The following is a 17,362-nucleotide window of genomic DNA, read 5'->3' on the forward strand; positions in this document are numbered from 1 at the left end:
CCAATGCCAGCCAAGCCCAAATACGAAGACCTCCAACTCGCCGCGTTCCGATTGCGGACCGACGTCCCCTGGGAACGCCGCCTGTACCTGTTGCGCTTCCCCGAGTCCTGGAAGAAGCCACTGACCGCCCTGGCCAAGCCACGCCGCAACGGCGAAGAGATCCGCTCCATCCCGATCGCACTGCTCAACGACGTCATCGCCGGCCTCGTACCCGACGTCATCACGGTCGCCACCCGCGCGACGATCGGCGAGAACGCGCCGTGGATCTACAGCGACGTCGAGGTGGACACCGAGTCACTGTTCCTCATCATCGCCACCTGGGTCCGCGCCACGGCGACCGACCCTCGCAAGGCCGACGCGATCCTGAGCAAGCTGCACCATTCCGAGCTGGTCTGGACTCCGCTGAACGTCGACTTCACCACGTTGACCTCCGACACCGACGATCGGATCCGCTCCGACGAGCTCTACCGCCTCCTGCCCCACGTCATCGCCGCCGAGCTCAGCGCACCGGACCTCCAGCACGTCCACTTGATGCCGAAGAACCCCGACGCGGATCCCGACGACGAATCAACCGAAGTCGAGCAGGTGATCTCACGGTTCCACCGCACTCCCTCTGAAGAGGGCGCATGCGTCATGAACTGGCCCCCACACAATATGCCCAAGCGACCACTGTCCTACATGATCAACATCACCGCTCAGAGCAGGGCATTCGGTTCGCAGCCCCTGGTCCACCTCTCGGTGGGGCTGGCCGCACCTCAACAACCCCGACATGGCCATCGACACCATCAAGTTCGGCCAACATCCCCAGGACATCACCCGTTACCCTGGCCTGCGTCACCTCCGCCTACGCACGACCGAACGCGACGAGGTACCCGACGCCTGGGCCGTCAACAGCAAGGAAGAAGGCCATGCACCGGGCTAATGGCCCGATGAGAACCGCATCTTCTTCAGCACCGGCGAGAAACCCCGGAGCGCCAGCAACGCCGTCAAGAGCGCATCGAAAGTCGTCCCCCGGTGGAGGAAAGGGCAGCTCGTCAACCCGTCGACCAAGTCGATGGTATGGAACGCGCACGCCCTTGAACTCACCGTCGCGGCGATCCAACCCGGCGACGACCCCGAAGAATGGGCCGCGCTCGTACATGACCTCCGCTGGGCAACGCCACACTACGAGTACTCCATCTCGCTGCCCCGGCCACTCTCCGTAGCAAAGCAACTTGCCCAATACATCATGCCGCTCGACCTCCTCGACGACGTCGACGAAGTTGAGGCGGACGCAACATCGCCTGTAGAGAGCGACAGTTAGCGAACCTCGCCACTCGTAGGCGGTCAAAGCGGTCGACTTGTTGCCCGTTATTCGTTCAGCCGCCCAACCGCAGGCTGGGTGGCTGAAGGCGGGACTTCAGGCGACCGGCTGGGTGGTGATCGGGACGTTCGGGCAGTCCGCGGCGCGGGCGGTGAGCATCTCCTGCTCGGCCTGGTCGACGGTCAGGCCCCAGCGAGTTTTCACGGTGCCCCAGGCCGTGATGTAGCTGCAGACGGCGGGCTCGTGCGGTGGCAGCCACTCTCGCACGTCGCGGTCGGCTTTGCTGCGGTTGGAGCGGCCGGTGACGGCCCAGAGCGCGACGGCTTCGTCCAGGTTGTTGGCGTAGTCCCGGCGTCGCTCGGGGCTCCAGTCGTAGGTGCCGCTGTCCCAGGCTTCGGCCAGCGGCACCATGTGGTCGATGTCGAGGCTGCGGGGGTTGTCGACGTAGGTGTCGTCGTAGAAGGAGTACCAGAGGCCGCCGGTGATGGTGCAGCGGCCGGTGATCTCGGGTGCCTCGACGGCTTCCTCCAGCAGTACTTCGGCGCGGGTGGAGCAGCCGTCGCCGTCGGCGTCGATCCAGTGCTTGAACTTGTCCCGCTCGTAGCCCTCGCGGTTCTCGTCGGCCACCGTGAGCTGTGCGACCGCCTCGCGCAGCGGCAGTACGCCTTGAAGTTGTCGCTCGTCGGCGCTAGCCGGTCCCGGCAGCACGAGAGCTGACACGGCGCTGACCGCTATTGCTGCGACCGCTCGCACCCAAGATCGCATCGCCGCCACGCTCCATCCACACCGTTGATCTTCCTGACCGGGGTTCTACAGGCGTTGAGAGGCGATGGCGGCGCGACTTCTGCCGCTCCACCCGACCGTGAGGGGCGCTCACGCTCGCAGGTCATCGGGTCGTCACCAACCGCAAGCCCCTGGCGAGCGACAGCTCGACACGGCCTCCGAGGCAGTGCCTTCGACCGGGAGGTGGGCCACGACAACGGCAAATCCCTGGCATCGGCCTGGCCCGACTCGACACTGATCACCACCAACGGCTTGGGCCACCACCGGATCCTCACCAATACCGTCATACTGCACGAGGCGGTCACCTACCTCCCCGCGGCCGTCCCGTGCTGGGGACCGGTTGGCGCCAGACCCGGCCATTAGCAAGGCCGGCAAGGACTCGGCGGAGTGGATGCCGCCGAATGAGCCTGCGGTGTGCCGCTACCTCGCGGCGTAGGTGATGCTGAAGGTCCGGTGGGGCCTCGACGTCGATCCGGCCGAGCGCGACGTGCTGGCCGCCAGAGTCGCGGAGTGCCGACACCTTCTGATCACCACTACTCGCCCGTGGCAGTCGACAGGAAGCACCCGGTGGCGTGAGCAAACATCCGGATGCGGTGCCCTCGCCGACCTCGCCGGCGACAACCTCGACGAGTACACCGACCCCGCCTTGGAAGCCATCGGCGGCGTTGCCTAACTGGTTGAAGACCGCAACGCCCACTACGTCCTCTTGGGCGACATACAGGGCTCCGATTGGTGCGATGGTCAGCCAGGATGCGAGGGCAACGCTATGCGTCGTCGTACCCCCCGCAGCGGCATCTCGACTACCGCGATGCGCGGGCGGCCCGATGGCCAACGCTCGCGTGAGGTGCTAGACTTCACTCAAAGCTCTGAGCGAGAGGCGTCCAGTCGTTGAGACTCGATGCCTTCGCATCAGGGCTTTTTGTCGTCCGCCGAGGGAGGGGCAGTGCCCGACGTCTACGCCGCCAACCCACGCCACAAGCAGCCTTGGCAGCCGGGGGCACGAGGCACGCTGTGCCCCGTCGACGTGGACGGGGTAGCGCTGTTCGCCTCTGCAACCGCTGACCCGGCGAAGCCCGGCAAGCGCTACAACACGGATGGAGAACGCGCTTACTGCGCGCACCCGGACACGAAGAACGCTGCTGACCCGGACCAGACGATCATCTGGCACGGGTTCCCCGTCAGTTGGCGCGAGGTGCCCATCACCGTCCAGCGGCAGTGGGTCGCCGACGGCCGTCTGGTCCGCGTGAAGCTGAAGGGGTGACATGTCTTCCGTCACATGGCGATACCTATCGGGCGATACCGCGACCTTCGCGGTAGAGCTGGCCTTGGTTGCCGATCAATCGGGTGACTGGATGGTTGATGCAGACGAGCGCGCCAGTTGGGGTTCACTTGCTTTGTGGATCAATGGTGTCAACGTCTGCGAGCACACCGTTCAAGGTGAGACCATCCACGGGGCCCACTGGTACCTTCTGCCAATCGCGGAGTGGTTGGTCGAGCACTGGGACGCGCTGCTGCATGAAGAGCGACCGCCACTGGTGGACAGAGGTCTCGACGCCGCTCAAGCCTTCGCAGGTGCCGCGCTCGCGGTGGAGAGCGACTCGCATGCCGTGCTCGATCCGGAGCGGATCCAGGATTGGTACCTGCGTCATGGGCTGCGATCCAGCGCCCCCGGGGCAATCCTTCCCGATCTCTTTATCCGCAGATACGGGGATTGGGTCGAGTTCTCTACCGGTCGCGAACCACTCGCAGGTGAAGATTGGGGAATAACATTCACGCAGGCGGTAACCACGTCACGCCTATCGGTGCAGGCTGTCGCGGACACTCTCGGCGATGTACTGGCCAGTCTCGCTAATGTATTGTTGAAGCGGCATCCCAATCGAAGCCGTATCGAAGCTCTGCGCGACAGCGTCGAAGCTCTTTCAGGCGTCGGCCGCGAAGCGGAGCGCGTGGCATGGCTGTCGGGTGCGGTTGATCTTCTTGATCGCTTCAAGAACCTATGGGCCGAGGTAGTCCATTCAGTACCCAACGGTGCATCTGCGCTAGCCAGCCTGACGAAGCCCCGAGCACTGTCGACCGGGCTTGCGATCCATTCCACGCCCGCGAGCCTTCTGTTCGGATCGTTGGCCCCCGACGTCTCATCCGGTGACGTTGTTGCCATCTACAGGGCATTGCTCGAGCGCCGAGGGACAGCGGGTCCGGCTGCCGACACTTTGCACCGGCACGGCGATGTCATCCGCGCGTCATGGGATCCGATGGGGCTCTCGCCGGGGGAACAAGGCAGCGTCTACGGTCAAGAGGCATGGTCGCTGCTCGGCGAGCCCGACGCTGCCAATGTCGACGTGGAAAAGGTGCTTGACTCACTCAACGTCGTGGTCGGGCACGTCAGCCTGAGTGATCCGGATGTCCGTGCGGTCAGTATGATCGGAGACGACGATGCGGCTCACATCCTCATCAATGACAGCTATCGGCGAGGAACCGGTCCAGCCGTCAAGCGATTCACTCTCGCACACGAGTTGGCGCATCTACTCCTAGATCAGGATCGGGCGACGGAGATAGCGGTGGCGAGTGGACCGTGGGCGCCGGTGGATATCGAGCAACGGGCTAATGCCTTCGCCGCAGCTTTCCTCATTCCGCTGCATCTGGTTGACAGATGGTGGCCTGCTCATCAGGGGCGGATCAGGGTCGATGACCTCAGGGCAATGGCTAACGAGCTCGGCGTCAGCATATCCGCAATGGTTAGTCGATTGCAGAATTCCAGTCGACTGTCCACGTTTGAGGCGGATGTGCTCCGGGCGGAGATGCTCGACCGCGCGTCGTAGAGAGCGCTCCTTGTGCGAGGGTAAGCGCTGCCGGTCTCGGCCGAGGCCAACTTCCGGCCGCCCTTCCTGGCTGATTGAGGCAATCCACGGTCGCTCAGCTGGGGAGGGATCGCCTGTCGTGGGGACGGGTCCGAGCGACTTGTCCCCAGGCGCTACTCGGGCGCGGATAGGCCGAATGATGACTCCACCACCAGGCTGCCGGCATAAAACCGCTGGTCAGCCCTGTTCCCAACCTTTGGTACTCCCGCCGGGGATTCGAACCTGCGCACCCGGCCAGGGCATCGCCGCATACCCCTTGCCCACTCGGCGACGCGGACGTCGTCGACAGTTCGCGCATGGGCCACCGCGGTCGCGTCGATCGAGTCGATGCGCCGTAGCGCCCGGCCCGCTCCGGCACCGTGCCGTCCATACGCCGGCGATCAGCGGCACGGTGATCGCCGCTCTGCGTCCGAACGCGTCGATTGAAGCAGAATGGAGACCATATGGGCGGGTCAGAACTGGTTCAGCACGCTCGGCGCACGGTGACGCCAGTTCACGCCAACGGGTGATGTTTGGCGCAGGTTGGGCGGATCCACCCGTTCGGGACGACCCCATTTGGCGTTGGCCAAAGATCTGGAGCGGTCCGCTCCTGAGTTCGCTCCAGAACAGTGTTAACCAAGATCGCGAAGTTACCGGTTCGTGACCGGCCGAAGATCAACACCAGCGCACGAAAAAGGCCGCTGACCTGGGCAAACTTCCCAAGCCAGCGGGCTTCTTCAGACCGTCGGGACGACAGGATTTGAACCTGCGACCCCTTGACCCCCAGTCAAGTGCGCTACCAAACTGCGCCACGTCCCGGCCGCATCCCGTTGTGGGGTGCGCGCATAGCTTAGCGCACTCCCAACGGGCCTCCGACGCGACCCCCCAGGTTGGTCGATCAGGCGGCCTACCTGCGGAAATGGCAGGGGCCCGCGCTTGGCGGGCCCCTGGTCCCCTCGGTCTCGCCGTTCCCCCGGGCGACGCCTCGCGAACTACTATGCGTTCGCCGGGTTTCGTGCACTACCGCCGAAAGTCGAGTCATCTGCGTCAACTTTCGACGCACCCGTCGGTAGGGTCGCGTCGATCACGAAGCCGCCGTCGGCGCGGGCCGTGGTGGTCAAGGTGCCGCCCGCCTGGGTCACCCGCTCCTTCAGGCCGTGCAGGCCGTGGCCGCCCTGGTCGGACGGTGCCGGCGGGGTCGAGGGGCGGTCGTTGGTCACGGTCACGCGTAGGCGATCGTCCTGTTGCGACAGTCGCACGTGGACGGAGGCGTCGGGGGCGTGTTTGGTCACGTTGGTCAGCGCTTCTTGCACCACGCGGTAGGCCGCGCGGCCCGTGGCTGGTGGTGGGGGATGTTCGCTTCGGTCTTCGTAGTCGACCGTCAGGCCGGCTGCACGCGCCCGGTCGATGAGGGACGAGAGGCCGTCGAAGCCCGGGGTCGGCTCGGTGTTGAGGAGTCCGAGCGCCGCACGCATCTCGGCCAGGGCCTCCTTCGCCAACGCACGCAGGCGCAGCGCGGTGTCACGGGTCTTGACGTCCTCCGTGGTGGCTGCCAGGGCGGCCGACTCGACCGCGATGAGGGTGGCGTGATGACCTACGGCGTCGTGGATCTCACGGGCGATCCGGGCACGTTCCGCCGCACGGGCGCCGTCCTCGCGCGCCTCCACCTCGGCGATCCGGGCCCGGGACGCCTCGGCGAGGCTCGCGGTCAGCTCGCGTCTCGTCGTGATCAGGGCCCCGAGCGCGGTGGGCGCGCCGGCCACGAACAGGCTGAACGCGAACGTCAGGAGCGCGGCGCCGGGAGCCAGGCCCTGGCTGACGACCACCACCGTGGACGGCAGCACGGTCGCCAGGGCCACCCACGTGATCATCACCGGCACGGTGGACTTGCGGCCGATGCGGTACAGGGCGACGACGGTGGGCGGCAGCCCCAGGCCGCCGACCAGGCCGGGCAGGCACGCGAGCGCCGCGACCCAGGGCCGCCACCGGCGCACCGGCAGCAGCGCGCACGCCGCCAGCGCCGTCGGGATCGACCACGTGTACGGGACGTGGTCGGCCAGCAGCACCATCGCGGCGGGCACCACGACGGCCAGGACCTCCAGGACGATCACCACGTGCCCACCTGGTGCGCGACGAGGGCGGCCTGGACGCGGTTCTCGACGCCGAGCTTCGTGAGCACGGTGGACACGTAGCTCTTCACCGTCGCCTCGCTGAGGCCGAGCGCCCCGGCGATGGCGCTGTTCGGCTGCCCGCTCGCCAGCAGTTCGAGCACCTGCCGCTCACGCGCGCTCAGGCCGTCGAGCTGCGGGCTCCGCCGCAGCCTGGCGGCACGCATCCTGGGCAGCAGCCGGGCGGTGATCCGGGGGTCGAGCACGGCTCCCCCGGCGGCCAGGTCGAGCACGGCGCGCACCAAGGCGTCCGGCTCGGCGTCCTTGAGCAGGAAGCCCTGTGCGCCGAGCTCCAGCGCCGTGGTCACGTAGTCGTCCAGGTCGAACGTCGTCAGCACGGCCAGCGCCGGCGGGTCGGGCCACCCCAACAGCGCGCGCAACGCGGCCAGCCCGTCCATGCCCGGCATCTGCACGTCGACCAGCGCCACGTCCGGCCGGCACCGGCGGACGGCTTCCAGCAGGCCGGCGCCGTCCGCGGCTTCCGCCACGACCTCGACCCGGCCGTCCGCTTCGAGCAGGACCTTCAGCCCCCGACGGAGCAGCGCCTCGTCATCGGCGAGGACCAATCGCACCGGCACGACGACAGGCAACAGCATTCCGCCTGCCGGAGCAACCCGCCGCGACGAACGGCCCCCGTCCGGCCGATCACTTCTTCGTGCGCTTCTCCCGCACCCGCACCGAGATGCGCACCGGGCTGCCCTGGAAGTCGAACTCCTCGCGCAGCTTGCGCTCGATGAACCGCCGGTACCCGGCCTCCAGGAAACCGGTGGTGAACAGCACGAACGTCGGCGGACGCGTGCTCGCCTGGGTGGCGAACAGCACCTTCGGCTGCTTGCCGCTGCGCACCGGCGGCGGGGTGGCGGCGATCAGGTCGCTCAGCCACGAGTTCAGCCGGCCGGTCGGCACGCGGGTGTCCCAGGAGTTCAACGCGGTCCGCAGCGCCGGCGCGAGCTTGCGCACCGCGCGTCCCGTCAACGCCGAGATGTTCACCTTCTCGGCCCACGGCACCCGGACAAGCCCGCGTTCCAGCTCACGCACCATCGCGTGGCGCCGGTCCTCGTCCACGAGGTCCCACTTGTTGAACGCCAGCACGCACGCCCGCCCCGACTCCACGACCATCGTCAGCACCCGCAGGTCCTGCTCGCTGATCGGCTCGGACGCGTCCAGCAGCACGATCGCCACCTCGGCGGACTCGATCGCGGCCTTCGTGCGCAGCGACGCGTAGTACTCGGCGCCGGACGCGAAGTTGACCCGCTTGCGCAGCCCGGCGGTGTCGACGAACCGCCACACCTCGTCGTCCAGCTCGACCAGCGAGTCGACGGGATCGACGGTAGTGCCCGCGACGTCGTGCACGACCGAGCGGTCCTCCCCGCTGAGCCGGTTGAGCAGGGACGACTTGCCGACGTTCGGCCGGCCGACCAGCGCGACCCGGCGCGGGCCGCCGCGGACGGCCTCGTAGGTCTCGCGCGGCGTCTCGGGCAGGGCCTTGAGGATCGCGTCGAGCATGTCGCCGGACCCGCGTCCGTGCAGGCCGGACACCGGGATCGGCTCGCCGAGGCCGAGCGACCACAGCGACGCGACCTCGGACATCAGCCGCTCGTCGTCGACCTTGTTCGCGACCAGCAGCACGGGCCGCTTCGACCGGCGCAGCAGCTTGACGGCGGCCTCGTCGTTGGTGGTCGCGCCGACCGAGGCGTCGACCACGAACAGGATCGCGTCGGCCGTGGCCATCGCCAGTTCCGCCTGCGCGGCGACGGAGGCCATCATGCCGACCGCGTCGGGCTCCCAGCCGCCGGTGTCGACCACGGTGAACTTGCGGCCGTTCCACAGCGCGTCGTAGGCGACCCGGTCGCGGGTCACGCCCGGCACGTCCTGCACGACCGCCTCACGTCGGCCGATGATGCGGTTGACCAGCGTCGACTTGCCCACGTTCGGGCGGCCGACCACGGCCAGCACGGGCATCGGCGGCGTGCCGCCCTCCTCGCCCTCCACCGTCTCGTCGAACGCGGTCCAGTCGGACTCGTCCGCCCAGGTGCCGTCCAAGTCCGTCATCTGACTTCTCCTCGCTGACTGTCGAGCTCGGCCACCAGCGTGGCCAAGCGATCGCGGACCTGCTCGGTGGCCTTCACGAGCGCCTGGCGACCCTTGTCGCTCGGCAGCTCGAACGGCTCACCCACGAGCACGTCCACCACGGGCCGGAACCGCCGTCGGGTTCCGGGCGGGCGCAGGGTGCCCCGGCACGCGACGGGCACGACGACCGCGCCGGTCGAGCGGGCGAGCCACGCCGCGCCGGCCTGCGCCTCGGCCACGTCGCCCGTGCCGCGGGTGCCCTCGGGGAACACGCCCACCACGCCACCGGCCCGCAGCACCTTCTGCGCGGCGAGCAGCGGCGCCCGGTCGGGCTCGCCGCGCCGCACGGCCAGCTGGCCGATCTTGCGCAGCAGCGTGCCCGCCACGCCCTTGAACATCTCCTGCTTGATCAGGAACACCACGCGCCGGGGCAGGAGGCCGAACAGGATCGGCCCGTCCGCCATCGAGCTGTGGTTGGCCACGACGACCACGGGGCCTTCGAGCGGTATCCGCGAGACGCCGCGCGCCCGCACGCGGAACAGTGCCCGCAGCGGTGTGCGCCCGATCCACCGGCCGACGTCGTGCAGCCAGGGCGCCGACCCCCCGGGGAGCTGTCCGGTCACCCGCGCACCCGTCCGCTCGGCTGGGCCAGCAGCCCGTGGGCGTCCACCAGGTCGAGCAACGCGGCCAGCGTGCCCGGGAGGTCGAGCGACGTCGTGTCGAGCACGACCGCGTCGTCGGCGGCGCGCAAGGGCGACACCGCGCGTGACGAGTCGTAGGCGTCACGCCGCTGCACGTCGGCGAGCGTGGCGTCCAGCGTGGACTCGCGGCCGGACGCGCTGTCCTGCTTGGCGCGGCGTTGGGCGCGGGCCTCGGCGTCGGCCGTCAGGTAGACCTTGAGCGGCGCGTCGGGCACGACGGCGGTGCCGATGTCCCGGCCTTCCACCACGATGCCGCCCGCCTGCTCCAACGCCTCCGCGATGATCCGGCGCTGCTCGGCGACGAGCAGCTCGCGCACCGCGGGCACGGCCGAGACCGGCGACACGGCCAGCGTGACCTCGGGGCCGCGGATCTCGGCGCCGACGTCCGCGCCGTCGAGGACCGTGGTCGAGCGGTCCGGGTCGGTGCCCTGCACGACCAGCGCGGCGCTCGCGACCTCGGTGACCTCGGCCGCGTCGGCGAGGTCGACGCCGGCGCGGAGCACGGCCAACGTGACCGCGCGGTACATCGCGCCGGTGTCGAGGTAACGCGCGCCCAGAGTGGCCGCGAGCCGGCGCGCCGCGGAGGACTTGCCGGTGCCGGAGGGCCCGTCGAGGGCCACCACGCCACGCAGCTCACCGTGTTCCACGGGATTTCCTCCTCAACGCGACGACGGTCGTCAACCTCTGATTGTGCCTGGTGTGGCCCGTCACACCCGCATCAGGGCCAGTCCTCGCCCTTGTCGACCGGGCAACTCCCGCCCGGTCACGCCGGACGCCGCCGGTGGGGCGAGGAAGATCACGGGCGCGCCTTCCGGCGTGACGAGGGTGGCGCGTGGGCCACGACGTCGGCTCCGGTTTCGTGTGGGGCTGCTCGGTATGGCGGTCAGGCCGGCAGCACCACGTCGACCTTGGCGGCAGACCTCCTTGCCCAGAGTGGGTGCATCGAGGGCACGCGGTCTCAGAGGCACCGGGGGCGCGCAGCCTCGCCTGGGACGTCGGCCCGTTCTGCGATGCACGGCGCTGCGCAAGGGCCCTCGATGCACCACCCTGGGCAGGGGACCTCGATGCACCACGCTGGGCAGGGGTTCTCGCTGCACCCACGCTGCGCAGGGGTCCTCGCCAAGGGGACCCCTGCTTTTATCCTGCCGGCAAGGTCTGACGGTGTGGGCGCTCGCGAGCCAGGCTGTGGACTACTCGTCAAAGGGCCGGGAAGCTGTGGACTACTCGGCGGCGGCCGGTTGACGCCGGGCCCGGTCGACAGCGGCGGCGGAGGCGTCGTCGCCCTCGGCCCGCAACCCGGCGACCACGCCGTCGACGTCGGCCGAGGGCCGGTTCTGGCTGAGCTTCCACTTGGCCTCGACCCTGGTGATGGCCACCTCGACCCCCACCACGGCGCGCAGCTGGCCGGCGATGAACTTCCCCGGCGCGTCGTCCACCGCCCAGGGCCGCTCCCGACCGGCTTCGTGCTTCCCGGTCAACTCCCGCACCGCCCGCCCGACCCACTCCGGATCGTCGTGGAACGTGACCTGCCCGTGGACGTGCGCGGTGATGTAGTTCCACGTCGGCACGACCCGCCCGTGCTCGGCCTTGCCCGGGTACCAGGACGGCGAGACGTAGGCGTCCGGCCCGCGCACGATGACCATCCCCTCCCCCACCACCGGGAGCCGCCAGTGCTCGTTGTTGCGGGCCAGGTGCCCTCGCAGCACCCCGGCCTCTTCGTCGTAGACGAACGGCAGGAACGTGGCGACCAACCCCCGCTCCGTGGCGGTGACCAGGTCGGCCGCGCCGTGCCGCCGGAGCAGGTCACGGACGGACTCGTCGTCGGGCGCGAAGTGGGCGGGCACGTACACGCCACCAGCGTGGTCCCCGAAGTGGCATCAGGAAATAGCCACTCACCATAAAACCGAGAGTGCCACTTCGCCCGATCAGCCCAAGTCTGCGAGCAACAACCCGCTGCGCGGCTTCGGCGAGAAGTAGGTGCTCTTGCGCGGCATCCGACCGCCCGCCTCGTGCACGGCCAGCACGTCCGCCAGCGGCACGGGCGCGATCAGCAGCACGGCGTCGACCCCCTCGGCGGGCAGGTCACCCGTCACCGGGCGCACGTGCGGGCTCTCCGGATCCAGCCCGAGCGCCTTGTCCAGCAGCACGGCCTCGACGAACGCGTGGTCCACGCCGGCCGACGGCAGCTCGACCCGCACGGCGGACGACCCGGCCACCACGACCACCACACCCGGTGACGGGCGGGTCGCCGCGTCGACCGGCGTCACCACCAGCCCGAGCCCCCGCCACGCGACCACCATGTCCGCCAGCGACAGCCCGCTGCCCGCCACGGCCCGGTGGATCGGCCCGATCCGCAGGTCCGGACCGGCCGTGACCAGCGCCAACAGCCCCGACAGCCCGGCCGACGCCGCCACCCGGTGGTTGCCGTCGGCCACCATCAGCGGGTGCTCGCCCGCGGCGTCCAGCAGGGCGTCCTGCCGTTCTCCCGGACCGACGAGCCACAGCCAGTGCCGCCGCCCGCCGGGATCGACCACGGACACGGCGGGCTCGTCGTCGACCTCCGCCACCAGCCGGGTCAGCCGGACCTCGCGGGCCACGGGCACCAGCATCGCCGCGCTCGTCACGCAGCCGAGGCCGGCCAGCACGCGGGCGCGTTCGGCGACGACGTCGGGATACACCTCCTCGGTGTGCCCGACCGCGGCCGGGTCGACCATGCACAGCAGTCCGTGGGCGGTGCCGTCCGGCCCGTCCACCCGGTACGGCGCGACCACGTCCCGCACCTCGCGGTAGGCGTTGCGCCGCAGGTGGGCGAGTTCCGCGACGGCGTGCGGCAGGGCGTCGAGCAGGCTCGACCCGGCGGCCAGCGCGGCGGGCGTGCGGTGCGGGTGCTGGACCGCGAGCAGCGTGCCGGGACGGGCGCGGGCCAGCGCGGCGACGATCCGCTCCGGCTCGGCGAACTCGTCGACGTCCGGCCCGGGCACGCGGTCGCGCACGACCCAGCCTCGATCGATCGGGCGAACCAGTCCTGTCACTCGACTAGGATCACATGGTGTGAACGTCGAGGTGACGCCGCTTCCGGGGATCGGCACCCGTCAGGACTTCATGATCCGTGCGGGCCGACGGATCGGGGTGATCACGCACCGTGACGGCAAGTTCGAGCTGATCGTCTCGTCTCTCGACGACCCGGACGACTGCACGGCGTCCATAGCGCTGACGCCCGCCGAGGCGAGCACCCTGGCCGGGCTGCTCGGCTCGCCGCAGCTCGTCGCGCACCTGCAGGAGCAGCAGCGCGAGGTCGCGGGGATCTCCACCAAGCAGTTCCCGATCGTGCCCGGCTCCCGGTTCGACGGCAGCCCGCTGGCCGAGACCGAGCTGCGCACCCGCACCGGCGCGTCCATCGTGGCCGTCGTGCGCGCGGGGTCGGTGCACCCGTCGCCGCGCCCCGACTTCGTCTTCCAGGGCGGCGACCTCGTGGTCGTGGTCGGCACGGCGGACGGCCTCGGCGCCGCGGCCGAACTGCTGGGCGGTGGCTGAACACCTTGCACAGCACCGCACTCGCGCTGATCCAACTCGGCGCGGTCTTCTTCGGCCTGGGCCTGCTCGGCAAGATGGCGTGGCGGATCGGCATCTCCCCGATCCCGCTCTACCTGATCGGCGGCCTGGCCTTCGGGCAGGGCGGCCTGGTGCCGTTGCACGGCATCGAGGACTTCACGCACCTCTCCAGTGAGATCGGCGTCATCCTCCTGCTGCTCCTGCTCGGCCTGGAGTACTCGGCCGCCGAGCTCGTGACGGGGCTCAAGCGGTCGTGGACGGCCGGGCTCATGGACATCGTGCTGAACGCGACGCCGGGCGTGATCGCGGCGCTGATCCTGGGCTGGGGGCCGCTGGGCGCGCTGGCGATGGGCGGCGTCACCTACATCTCGTCGTCCGGGATCATCGCCAAGGTCCTCGGCGACCTGGGCCGGCTGGGCAACCGGGAGACCCCGGTGGTGCTGTCGGTGCTGGTGTTCGAGGACCTGGCGATGGCGGTGTACCTGCCGATCCTGACCGCCGTGCTGGCGGGCGTGAGCTTCGTCGGCGGGCTGACCGCGGTGGGCATCTCCCTGGCGGCCATCACGGTCGTGCTGGTGATCGCGCTGAAGTTCGGCCGGTACGTGTCGGCGCTGGTGGACAGCCCCGACCCGGAGGTGTTCCTGCTCAAGGTGCTCGGCGCGGCGCTGCTGGTCGCCGGTGTGGCGTCCGAGCTCCAGGTGTCCGCGGCGGTGGGCGCGTTCCTGCTCGGCATCGCGATCTCGGGGTCGACGGCGGAGAACGCCACCCGGATGCTGGAGCCGTTGCGCGACCTGTTCGCGGCGATGTTCTTCGTGGTCTTCGGCCTGAACACCGATCCGGCGTCGATACCGCCGGTGCTGGCGCTCGCGGTGGCGCTGGCCGTGGTGACGACGCTGACGAAGGTGGCCACCGGGTGGTGGGCCGCGCGGCGGCAGGGCATCGGTCGGATGGGCCGGGCGCGGGCGGGCGCGGCGCTGGTGGCGCGCGGCGAGTTCTCGATCGTGATCGCGTCGCTGACGGTGGCGTCCGGCGCGGTGGACCAGCAGCTGGCGGCGTTGGCGACGGCCTACGTGCTGCTGATGGCGGTGCTGGGGCCGGTCGCGGCACGCGTGGTGGAGCCGTTGGCCAGGAAGTTCACCCGAAAGCGTGGTCCCGCACCGGCGACGGCCTGACCTGTATCTCTTCGGGCCCTGACGGCTCCACTACGGCATACGAACACGCTCGGCGCTCGCGGCCAACTCTTCCGGCCGATTGAGCCCGAGCGTGATCCGGCGCTACACCTGACTGCCGTCCAACCCCGAAGGGGGTCGTCATGTCACAACCAACGGAAGCCGAGACGACCGGCCGCTTCCTCGTGCTCCTCGACGACAAGTCGGTCACGGCCGGCGCGAGGGAGATGAACCGGGTCGCCGGGATCAGCGCCGCGAGCACCGCGGACTCGGCCACCGGGGCCGAGGTCGCCGCGGCCGATGGCGTCATCTTCCAGGACCTCGGCATCGCGGTGGTCAACGCGACACCGGACCAGGTCCAGCAGCTGACCCGGGCCGCCGAGGCGCCGGGCCCGATCTCCGTGGTCGAGGCCGAACGGGTCGTGCACGCCTACACCGCGCCGCCCGACACGACCGCGGCGCCCGCCGTGGACGAGTCGGTGTTCACGTGGGGCTTGCAGGCCGTCGGCGCGAACATCAGCTCGGCCACCGGCAAGGGCGTGCGCGTCGCCGTGCTCGACACCGGTTTCACCGTCGCGCACCCCGACTTCGCGGGCCGCACCGTGATGACGCAGTCGTTCGTCCCCGGTGAGACGGTGGACGACGCGCACGGCCACGGCACGCACTGCATCGGTTCGGCCGCGGGCCCGCGCAAGGCCGCCAGCGGCGGTCCCGGCTACGGCGTCGCGTACGAGGCGGAGATCTACGCGGGCAAGGTGCTGTCCAACCAGGGCAGCGGCACCGACAGCGGCATCCTGGCGGGCATCGAGTGGGCCATCGCCAACGGCTGCGCGGTCGTCTCGATGTCGTTGGGCGCGAGCGTGCGACCGGGCACGCCGCACTCGCAGATCTTCGAGCAGGCCGCCATGCGCGCGCTGGCGAAGGGCACGTTGATCATCGCGGCGGCCGGCAACGAGAGCAACCGGCCGGGCAAGGTCGCGCCGGTCGGCCACCCGGCCAACTGCCCGTCGATCCTCTCCGTCGGCGCGGTGGACGTGCAGCGGGCGATCGCGTTCTTCTCGTGCGGCACGGTCGACACCGTCGGCCAGGTCGACATCGTCGGCCCCGGCGTTGACGTCTACTCCAGCTGGAACAAGGAGGACGGCGGCCTGGGCATGCACAAGCGCATCCAGGGCACGAGCATGGCCACGCCGCACGTCGCGGGCGTCGCGGCGCTCATCGCGGAGAAGCACGACGCGCGCGGGTGGGAGCTGTGGGCGAGGCTGGCGCAAACCGGTCGTCGCCTGGGCTTGCCTTCCACGGATGTGGGTGCAGGATTGGTGCAAGCTCCCTGAGCCGCTGACGGAGGCGCCCGTGGACAAGGTCGTGGTCTCGGTCGCCGACGACAGCGTGGCCGACCTGCCCACCGTCGTGGCGGCGTTGCGTGACGCCGGGATGGTGGTCGAGCAGGTGCTGGAGGGGTTGGGCGTGGTCACCGGGCAGGTCGCTCCGGGGGTGGGCGACCTGCTCGGTGCCGTGCCCGGCGTCGCGCACGTGGAGGTGGACCGGGCGGTCCAGCTGCCGCCAGAGGTCTGACCAGGGCGTTTCCCGGGCGGGAGGTTCCGCCGATCACGGTGCGCCTTCGCCGGCGTCACCCGGTCGGAGGACGAGAGGTTTGGCGTGGCCACCTCGGGTAACCGGTTGCTGGAGACGAACCGGTCGACCGAGGAGGTCGAAGACGATGAAAGCCCTGCTCGCCGCGCAGACGGTGCAGGCCCAAGGCATCGGTGACGCCACCGGTGACGCCCTGCGCAACGTGGTGACCTTCCTGCCCAAACTCGTCGGATTCCTCGTCGTGCTGCTCATCGGGTGGATCGTCGCCCGGGTGCTGCGCGCGGCGGTAAAGAAGCTGCTGGCCCGCCTGCACTTCGACCGCGCCGTGCAGCGCGGTGGGCTCAGCGACGCGATGGCGCGCTCCAAGTTCGACGCCTCGGGGCTGGTTTCGCAGATCGTGTACTACGCGGTGCTGCTGATCGCGCTCCAGATCGCGTTCGGGATCTTCGGCTCGAACCCGGTGAGCACCCTGCTGACCGAGATCGTGGCCTGGCTGCCGAGGGCGATCGTCGCGATCGTGATCATCGTGGTCGCCGCCGCCATCGCGCGGGCCGTGCAGGACATCACCTCGCGTGCGCTCGGCGGGCTGTCCTACGGGCCGACGCTCGGCAAGATCGCCTCGTGGTTCATCATCGCGCTCGGCGTGATCGCGGCGCTGAACCAGATCGGCGTCGCCACCACCGTCACCACCCCGATCCTGATCACCATCCTGGCCACGGTCGGCGGTATCGCCGTCATCGGCGTCGGCGGTGGCCTGATCAAGCCCATGCAGCAGCGGTGGGAGGGCTGGCTGACGAAGGCCGAGAACGAGGCGCCGCAGGCCAAGGCGCAGGCCGAGGCCTACCAGCGCGGCCGTGAGGACGTGCAGCGGACGGCGCAGGGCGTGTCGCCGGCCGAGCAGACCACCCGGATGACCGAGACCCCGGCGCACGCGGCGAGCATGCCGACGCCGCCGGTGGGCCAGCCGATGCCGCAGGCCCAGCCGACCCGACCGGTTCAGCCGCACCCCGGCCAGTTCCCCCCGGGCGAGCAGCGCTGACCGGCGCCACCGTCCGCTGACAACCTGAGAACGCTACGCAGGGGTCCTCGCCAAGGGGACCCCTGCTTTTATTTTGCCGGCACCCACCGACAAAACGGCAGGCCGAAGCGCCGCAGGCGCGTTCAATGCCACCGGTGCCGACCCGGG

The 17,362-nt window shown here is 69.9% G+C and carries 18 protein-coding genes and 1 tRNA gene; 10 read left to right on the forward strand and 9 right to left on the reverse strand.

The features are described 5' to 3' along the window. Positions 1-3 precede the first annotated feature (3 nt). Both ABTZ99_RS05705 and ABTZ99_RS05710 read left to right on the forward strand, forming a co-directional pair. On the forward strand, positions 4-933 hold the full coding sequence (locus ABTZ99_RS05705; protein ID WP_499608462.1) for a pPIWI_RE module domain-containing protein: 930 nt from the start codon (positions 4-6) through the stop codon (positions 931-933). Positions 934-940: 7 nt separating this feature from the next. Next, positions 941-1,303, forward strand: coding sequence for an RNaseH domain-containing protein (locus tag ABTZ99_RS05710; RefSeq protein ID WP_499608618.1), 363 nt, complete (start codon positions 941-943; stop codon positions 1,301-1,303). A 96-nt stretch (positions 1,304-1,399) separates the two neighbouring features. On the opposite strand, the gene ABTZ99_RS05715 is transcribed toward ABTZ99_RS05710, so the two are convergent. Further along, positions 1,400-2,023, reverse strand: coding sequence for an HNH endonuclease family protein (locus ABTZ99_RS05715; RefSeq protein WP_499608464.1), 624 nt, complete (start codon positions 2,021-2,023; stop codon positions 1,400-1,402). A 499-nt stretch (positions 2,024-2,522) separates the two neighbouring features. On the opposite strand from ABTZ99_RS05715, the gene ABTZ99_RS05720 reads away from it, so the two are divergent. The 3 genes from ABTZ99_RS05720 to ABTZ99_RS05730 all read left to right on the forward strand — a co-directional run bounded on the left by ABTZ99_RS05720 (position 2,523) and on the right by ABTZ99_RS05730 (position 4,905). After that, on the forward strand, positions 2,523-2,759 hold the full coding sequence (locus ABTZ99_RS05720) for a hypothetical protein (protein WP_499608466.1): 237 nt from the start codon (positions 2,523-2,525) through the stop codon (positions 2,757-2,759). Positions 2,760-3,029: 270 nt separating this feature from the next. After that, positions 3,030-3,347 carry a hypothetical protein gene (locus ABTZ99_RS05725; protein WP_499608469.1) on the forward strand — a complete coding sequence of 106 codons (318 nt, stop codon included), beginning with the start codon at positions 3,030-3,032 and terminating at the stop codon, positions 3,345-3,347. A gap of 1 nt (position 3,348) precedes the next feature. After that, positions 3,349-4,905 carry an ImmA/IrrE family metallo-endopeptidase gene (locus ABTZ99_RS05730; protein WP_499608471.1) on the forward strand — a complete coding sequence of 519 codons (1,557 nt, stop codon included), beginning with the start codon at positions 3,349-3,351 and terminating at the stop codon, positions 4,903-4,905. A gap of 763 nt (positions 4,906-5,668) precedes the next feature. Here ABTZ99_RS05730 and ABTZ99_RS05735 read toward each other — a convergent pair. The 8 genes from ABTZ99_RS05735 to ABTZ99_RS05770 all read right to left on the reverse strand — a co-directional run bounded on the left by ABTZ99_RS05735 (position 5,669) and on the right by ABTZ99_RS05770 (position 12,894). Continuing rightward, a tRNA-Pro gene (locus ABTZ99_RS05735) sits at positions 5,669-5,742 on the reverse strand. A 176-nt stretch (positions 5,743-5,918) separates the two neighbouring features. Continuing rightward, complete coding sequence (locus tag ABTZ99_RS05740; protein ID WP_499608473.1) at positions 5,919-7,037, reverse strand: sensor histidine kinase; 1,119 nt, start codon at positions 7,035-7,037, stop codon at positions 5,919-5,921. Beyond that, complete coding sequence (locus ABTZ99_RS05745; RefSeq protein ID WP_499608475.1) at positions 7,031-7,687, reverse strand: response regulator; 657 nt, start codon at positions 7,685-7,687, stop codon at positions 7,031-7,033. Before ABTZ99_RS05745 ends, ABTZ99_RS05740 begins: the two co-directional genes overlap by 7 nt. A 49-nt stretch (positions 7,688-7,736) precedes the next feature. Next, entirely contained in the window at positions 7,737-9,143 is a 1,407-nt protein-coding gene (gene der, locus ABTZ99_RS05750; protein ID WP_498782214.1) for a ribosome biogenesis GTPase Der, read from the reverse strand. Further along, complete coding sequence (locus ABTZ99_RS05755) at positions 9,140-9,784, reverse strand: lysophospholipid acyltransferase family protein (RefSeq protein WP_499608478.1); 645 nt, start codon at positions 9,782-9,784, stop codon at positions 9,140-9,142. Before ABTZ99_RS05755 ends, der begins: the two co-directional genes overlap by 4 nt. Continuing rightward, positions 9,781-10,509 (reverse strand): (d)CMP kinase, encoded by a 729-nt coding sequence (gene cmk / locus ABTZ99_RS05760; protein WP_499608480.1) that lies wholly within the window; start codon positions 10,507-10,509, stop codon positions 9,781-9,783. Before cmk ends, ABTZ99_RS05755 begins: the two co-directional genes overlap by 4 nt. A 573-nt stretch (positions 10,510-11,082) precedes the next feature. Beyond that, positions 11,083-11,712 carry an FMN-binding negative transcriptional regulator gene (locus tag ABTZ99_RS05765; RefSeq protein ID WP_498782208.1) on the reverse strand — a complete coding sequence of 210 codons (630 nt, stop codon included), beginning with the start codon at positions 11,710-11,712 and terminating at the stop codon, positions 11,083-11,085. 75 nt (positions 11,713-11,787) lie between these two features. Continuing rightward, on the reverse strand, positions 11,788-12,894 hold the full coding sequence (locus ABTZ99_RS05770) for a DUF1015 family protein (protein WP_499608483.1): 1,107 nt from the start codon (positions 12,892-12,894) through the stop codon (positions 11,788-11,790). A gap of 19 nt (positions 12,895-12,913) precedes the next feature. Here ABTZ99_RS05770 and ABTZ99_RS05775 point away from each other — a divergent pair, with 19 nt between their 5' ends. The 5 genes from ABTZ99_RS05775 (at position 12,914) to ABTZ99_RS05795 (ending at position 17,215) form a co-directional block, all read left to right on the forward strand. Continuing rightward, positions 12,914-13,396 carry a cation:proton antiporter regulatory subunit gene (locus ABTZ99_RS05775; RefSeq protein WP_498782204.1) on the forward strand — a complete coding sequence of 161 codons (483 nt, stop codon included), beginning with the start codon at positions 12,914-12,916 and terminating at the stop codon, positions 13,394-13,396. 5 nt (positions 13,397-13,401) lie between these two features. After that, positions 13,402-14,586, forward strand: a complete 1,185-nt coding sequence (locus ABTZ99_RS05780) for a cation:proton antiporter (protein ID WP_498782202.1) — start codon at positions 13,402-13,404, stop codon at positions 14,584-14,586. Between the two features lie 140 nt (positions 14,587-14,726). Further along, positions 14,727-15,917, forward strand: coding sequence for a S8 family serine peptidase (locus ABTZ99_RS05785; protein ID WP_498782200.1), 1,191 nt, complete (start codon positions 14,727-14,729; stop codon positions 15,915-15,917). A gap of 19 nt (positions 15,918-15,936) precedes the next feature. After that, positions 15,937-16,158 carry a hypothetical protein gene (locus tag ABTZ99_RS05790; protein WP_498782198.1) on the forward strand — a complete coding sequence of 74 codons (222 nt, stop codon included), beginning with the start codon at positions 15,937-15,939 and terminating at the stop codon, positions 16,156-16,158. Positions 16,159-16,303: 145 nt separating this feature from the next. Beyond that, positions 16,304-17,215, forward strand: a complete 912-nt coding sequence (locus ABTZ99_RS05795; protein ID WP_498782196.1) for a mechanosensitive ion channel family protein — start codon at positions 16,304-16,306, stop codon at positions 17,213-17,215. The last annotated feature ends 147 nt before the right edge of the window (positions 17,216-17,362 follow it).

Origin of the sequence: Actinosynnema sp. NPDC002837 (assembly GCF_040295345.1) — a bacterium.
Lineage (GTDB): Bacteria > Actinomycetota > Actinomycetes > Mycobacteriales > Pseudonocardiaceae > Actinosynnema.

Excerpts from the sequence above, each read along its gene's own strand:
- ABTZ99_RS05705 (WP_499608462.1), top strand. The coding sequence starts at position 4 with ATGCCAGCCAAGCCCAAATACGAAGACCTCCAACTCGCCGCGTTCCGA.
- ABTZ99_RS05730 (WP_499608471.1), top strand. The coding sequence starts at position 3,349 with ATGTCTTCCGTCACATGGCGATACCTATCGGGCGATACCGCGACCTTC.
- ABTZ99_RS05745 (WP_499608475.1), bottom strand. The coding sequence starts at position 7,687 with ATGCTGTTGCCTGTCGTCGTGCCGGTGCGATTGGTCCTCGCCGATGAC.
- der (WP_498782214.1), bottom strand. The coding sequence starts at position 9,143 with ATGACGGACTTGGACGGCACCTGGGCGGACGAGTCCGACTGGACCGCG.
- ABTZ99_RS05785 (WP_498782200.1), top strand. The coding sequence starts at position 14,727 with ATGTCACAACCAACGGAAGCCGAGACGACCGGCCGCTTCCTCGTGCTC.
- ABTZ99_RS05795 (WP_498782196.1), top strand. The coding sequence starts at position 16,304 with ATGAAAGCCCTGCTCGCCGCGCAGACGGTGCAGGCCCAAGGCATCGGT.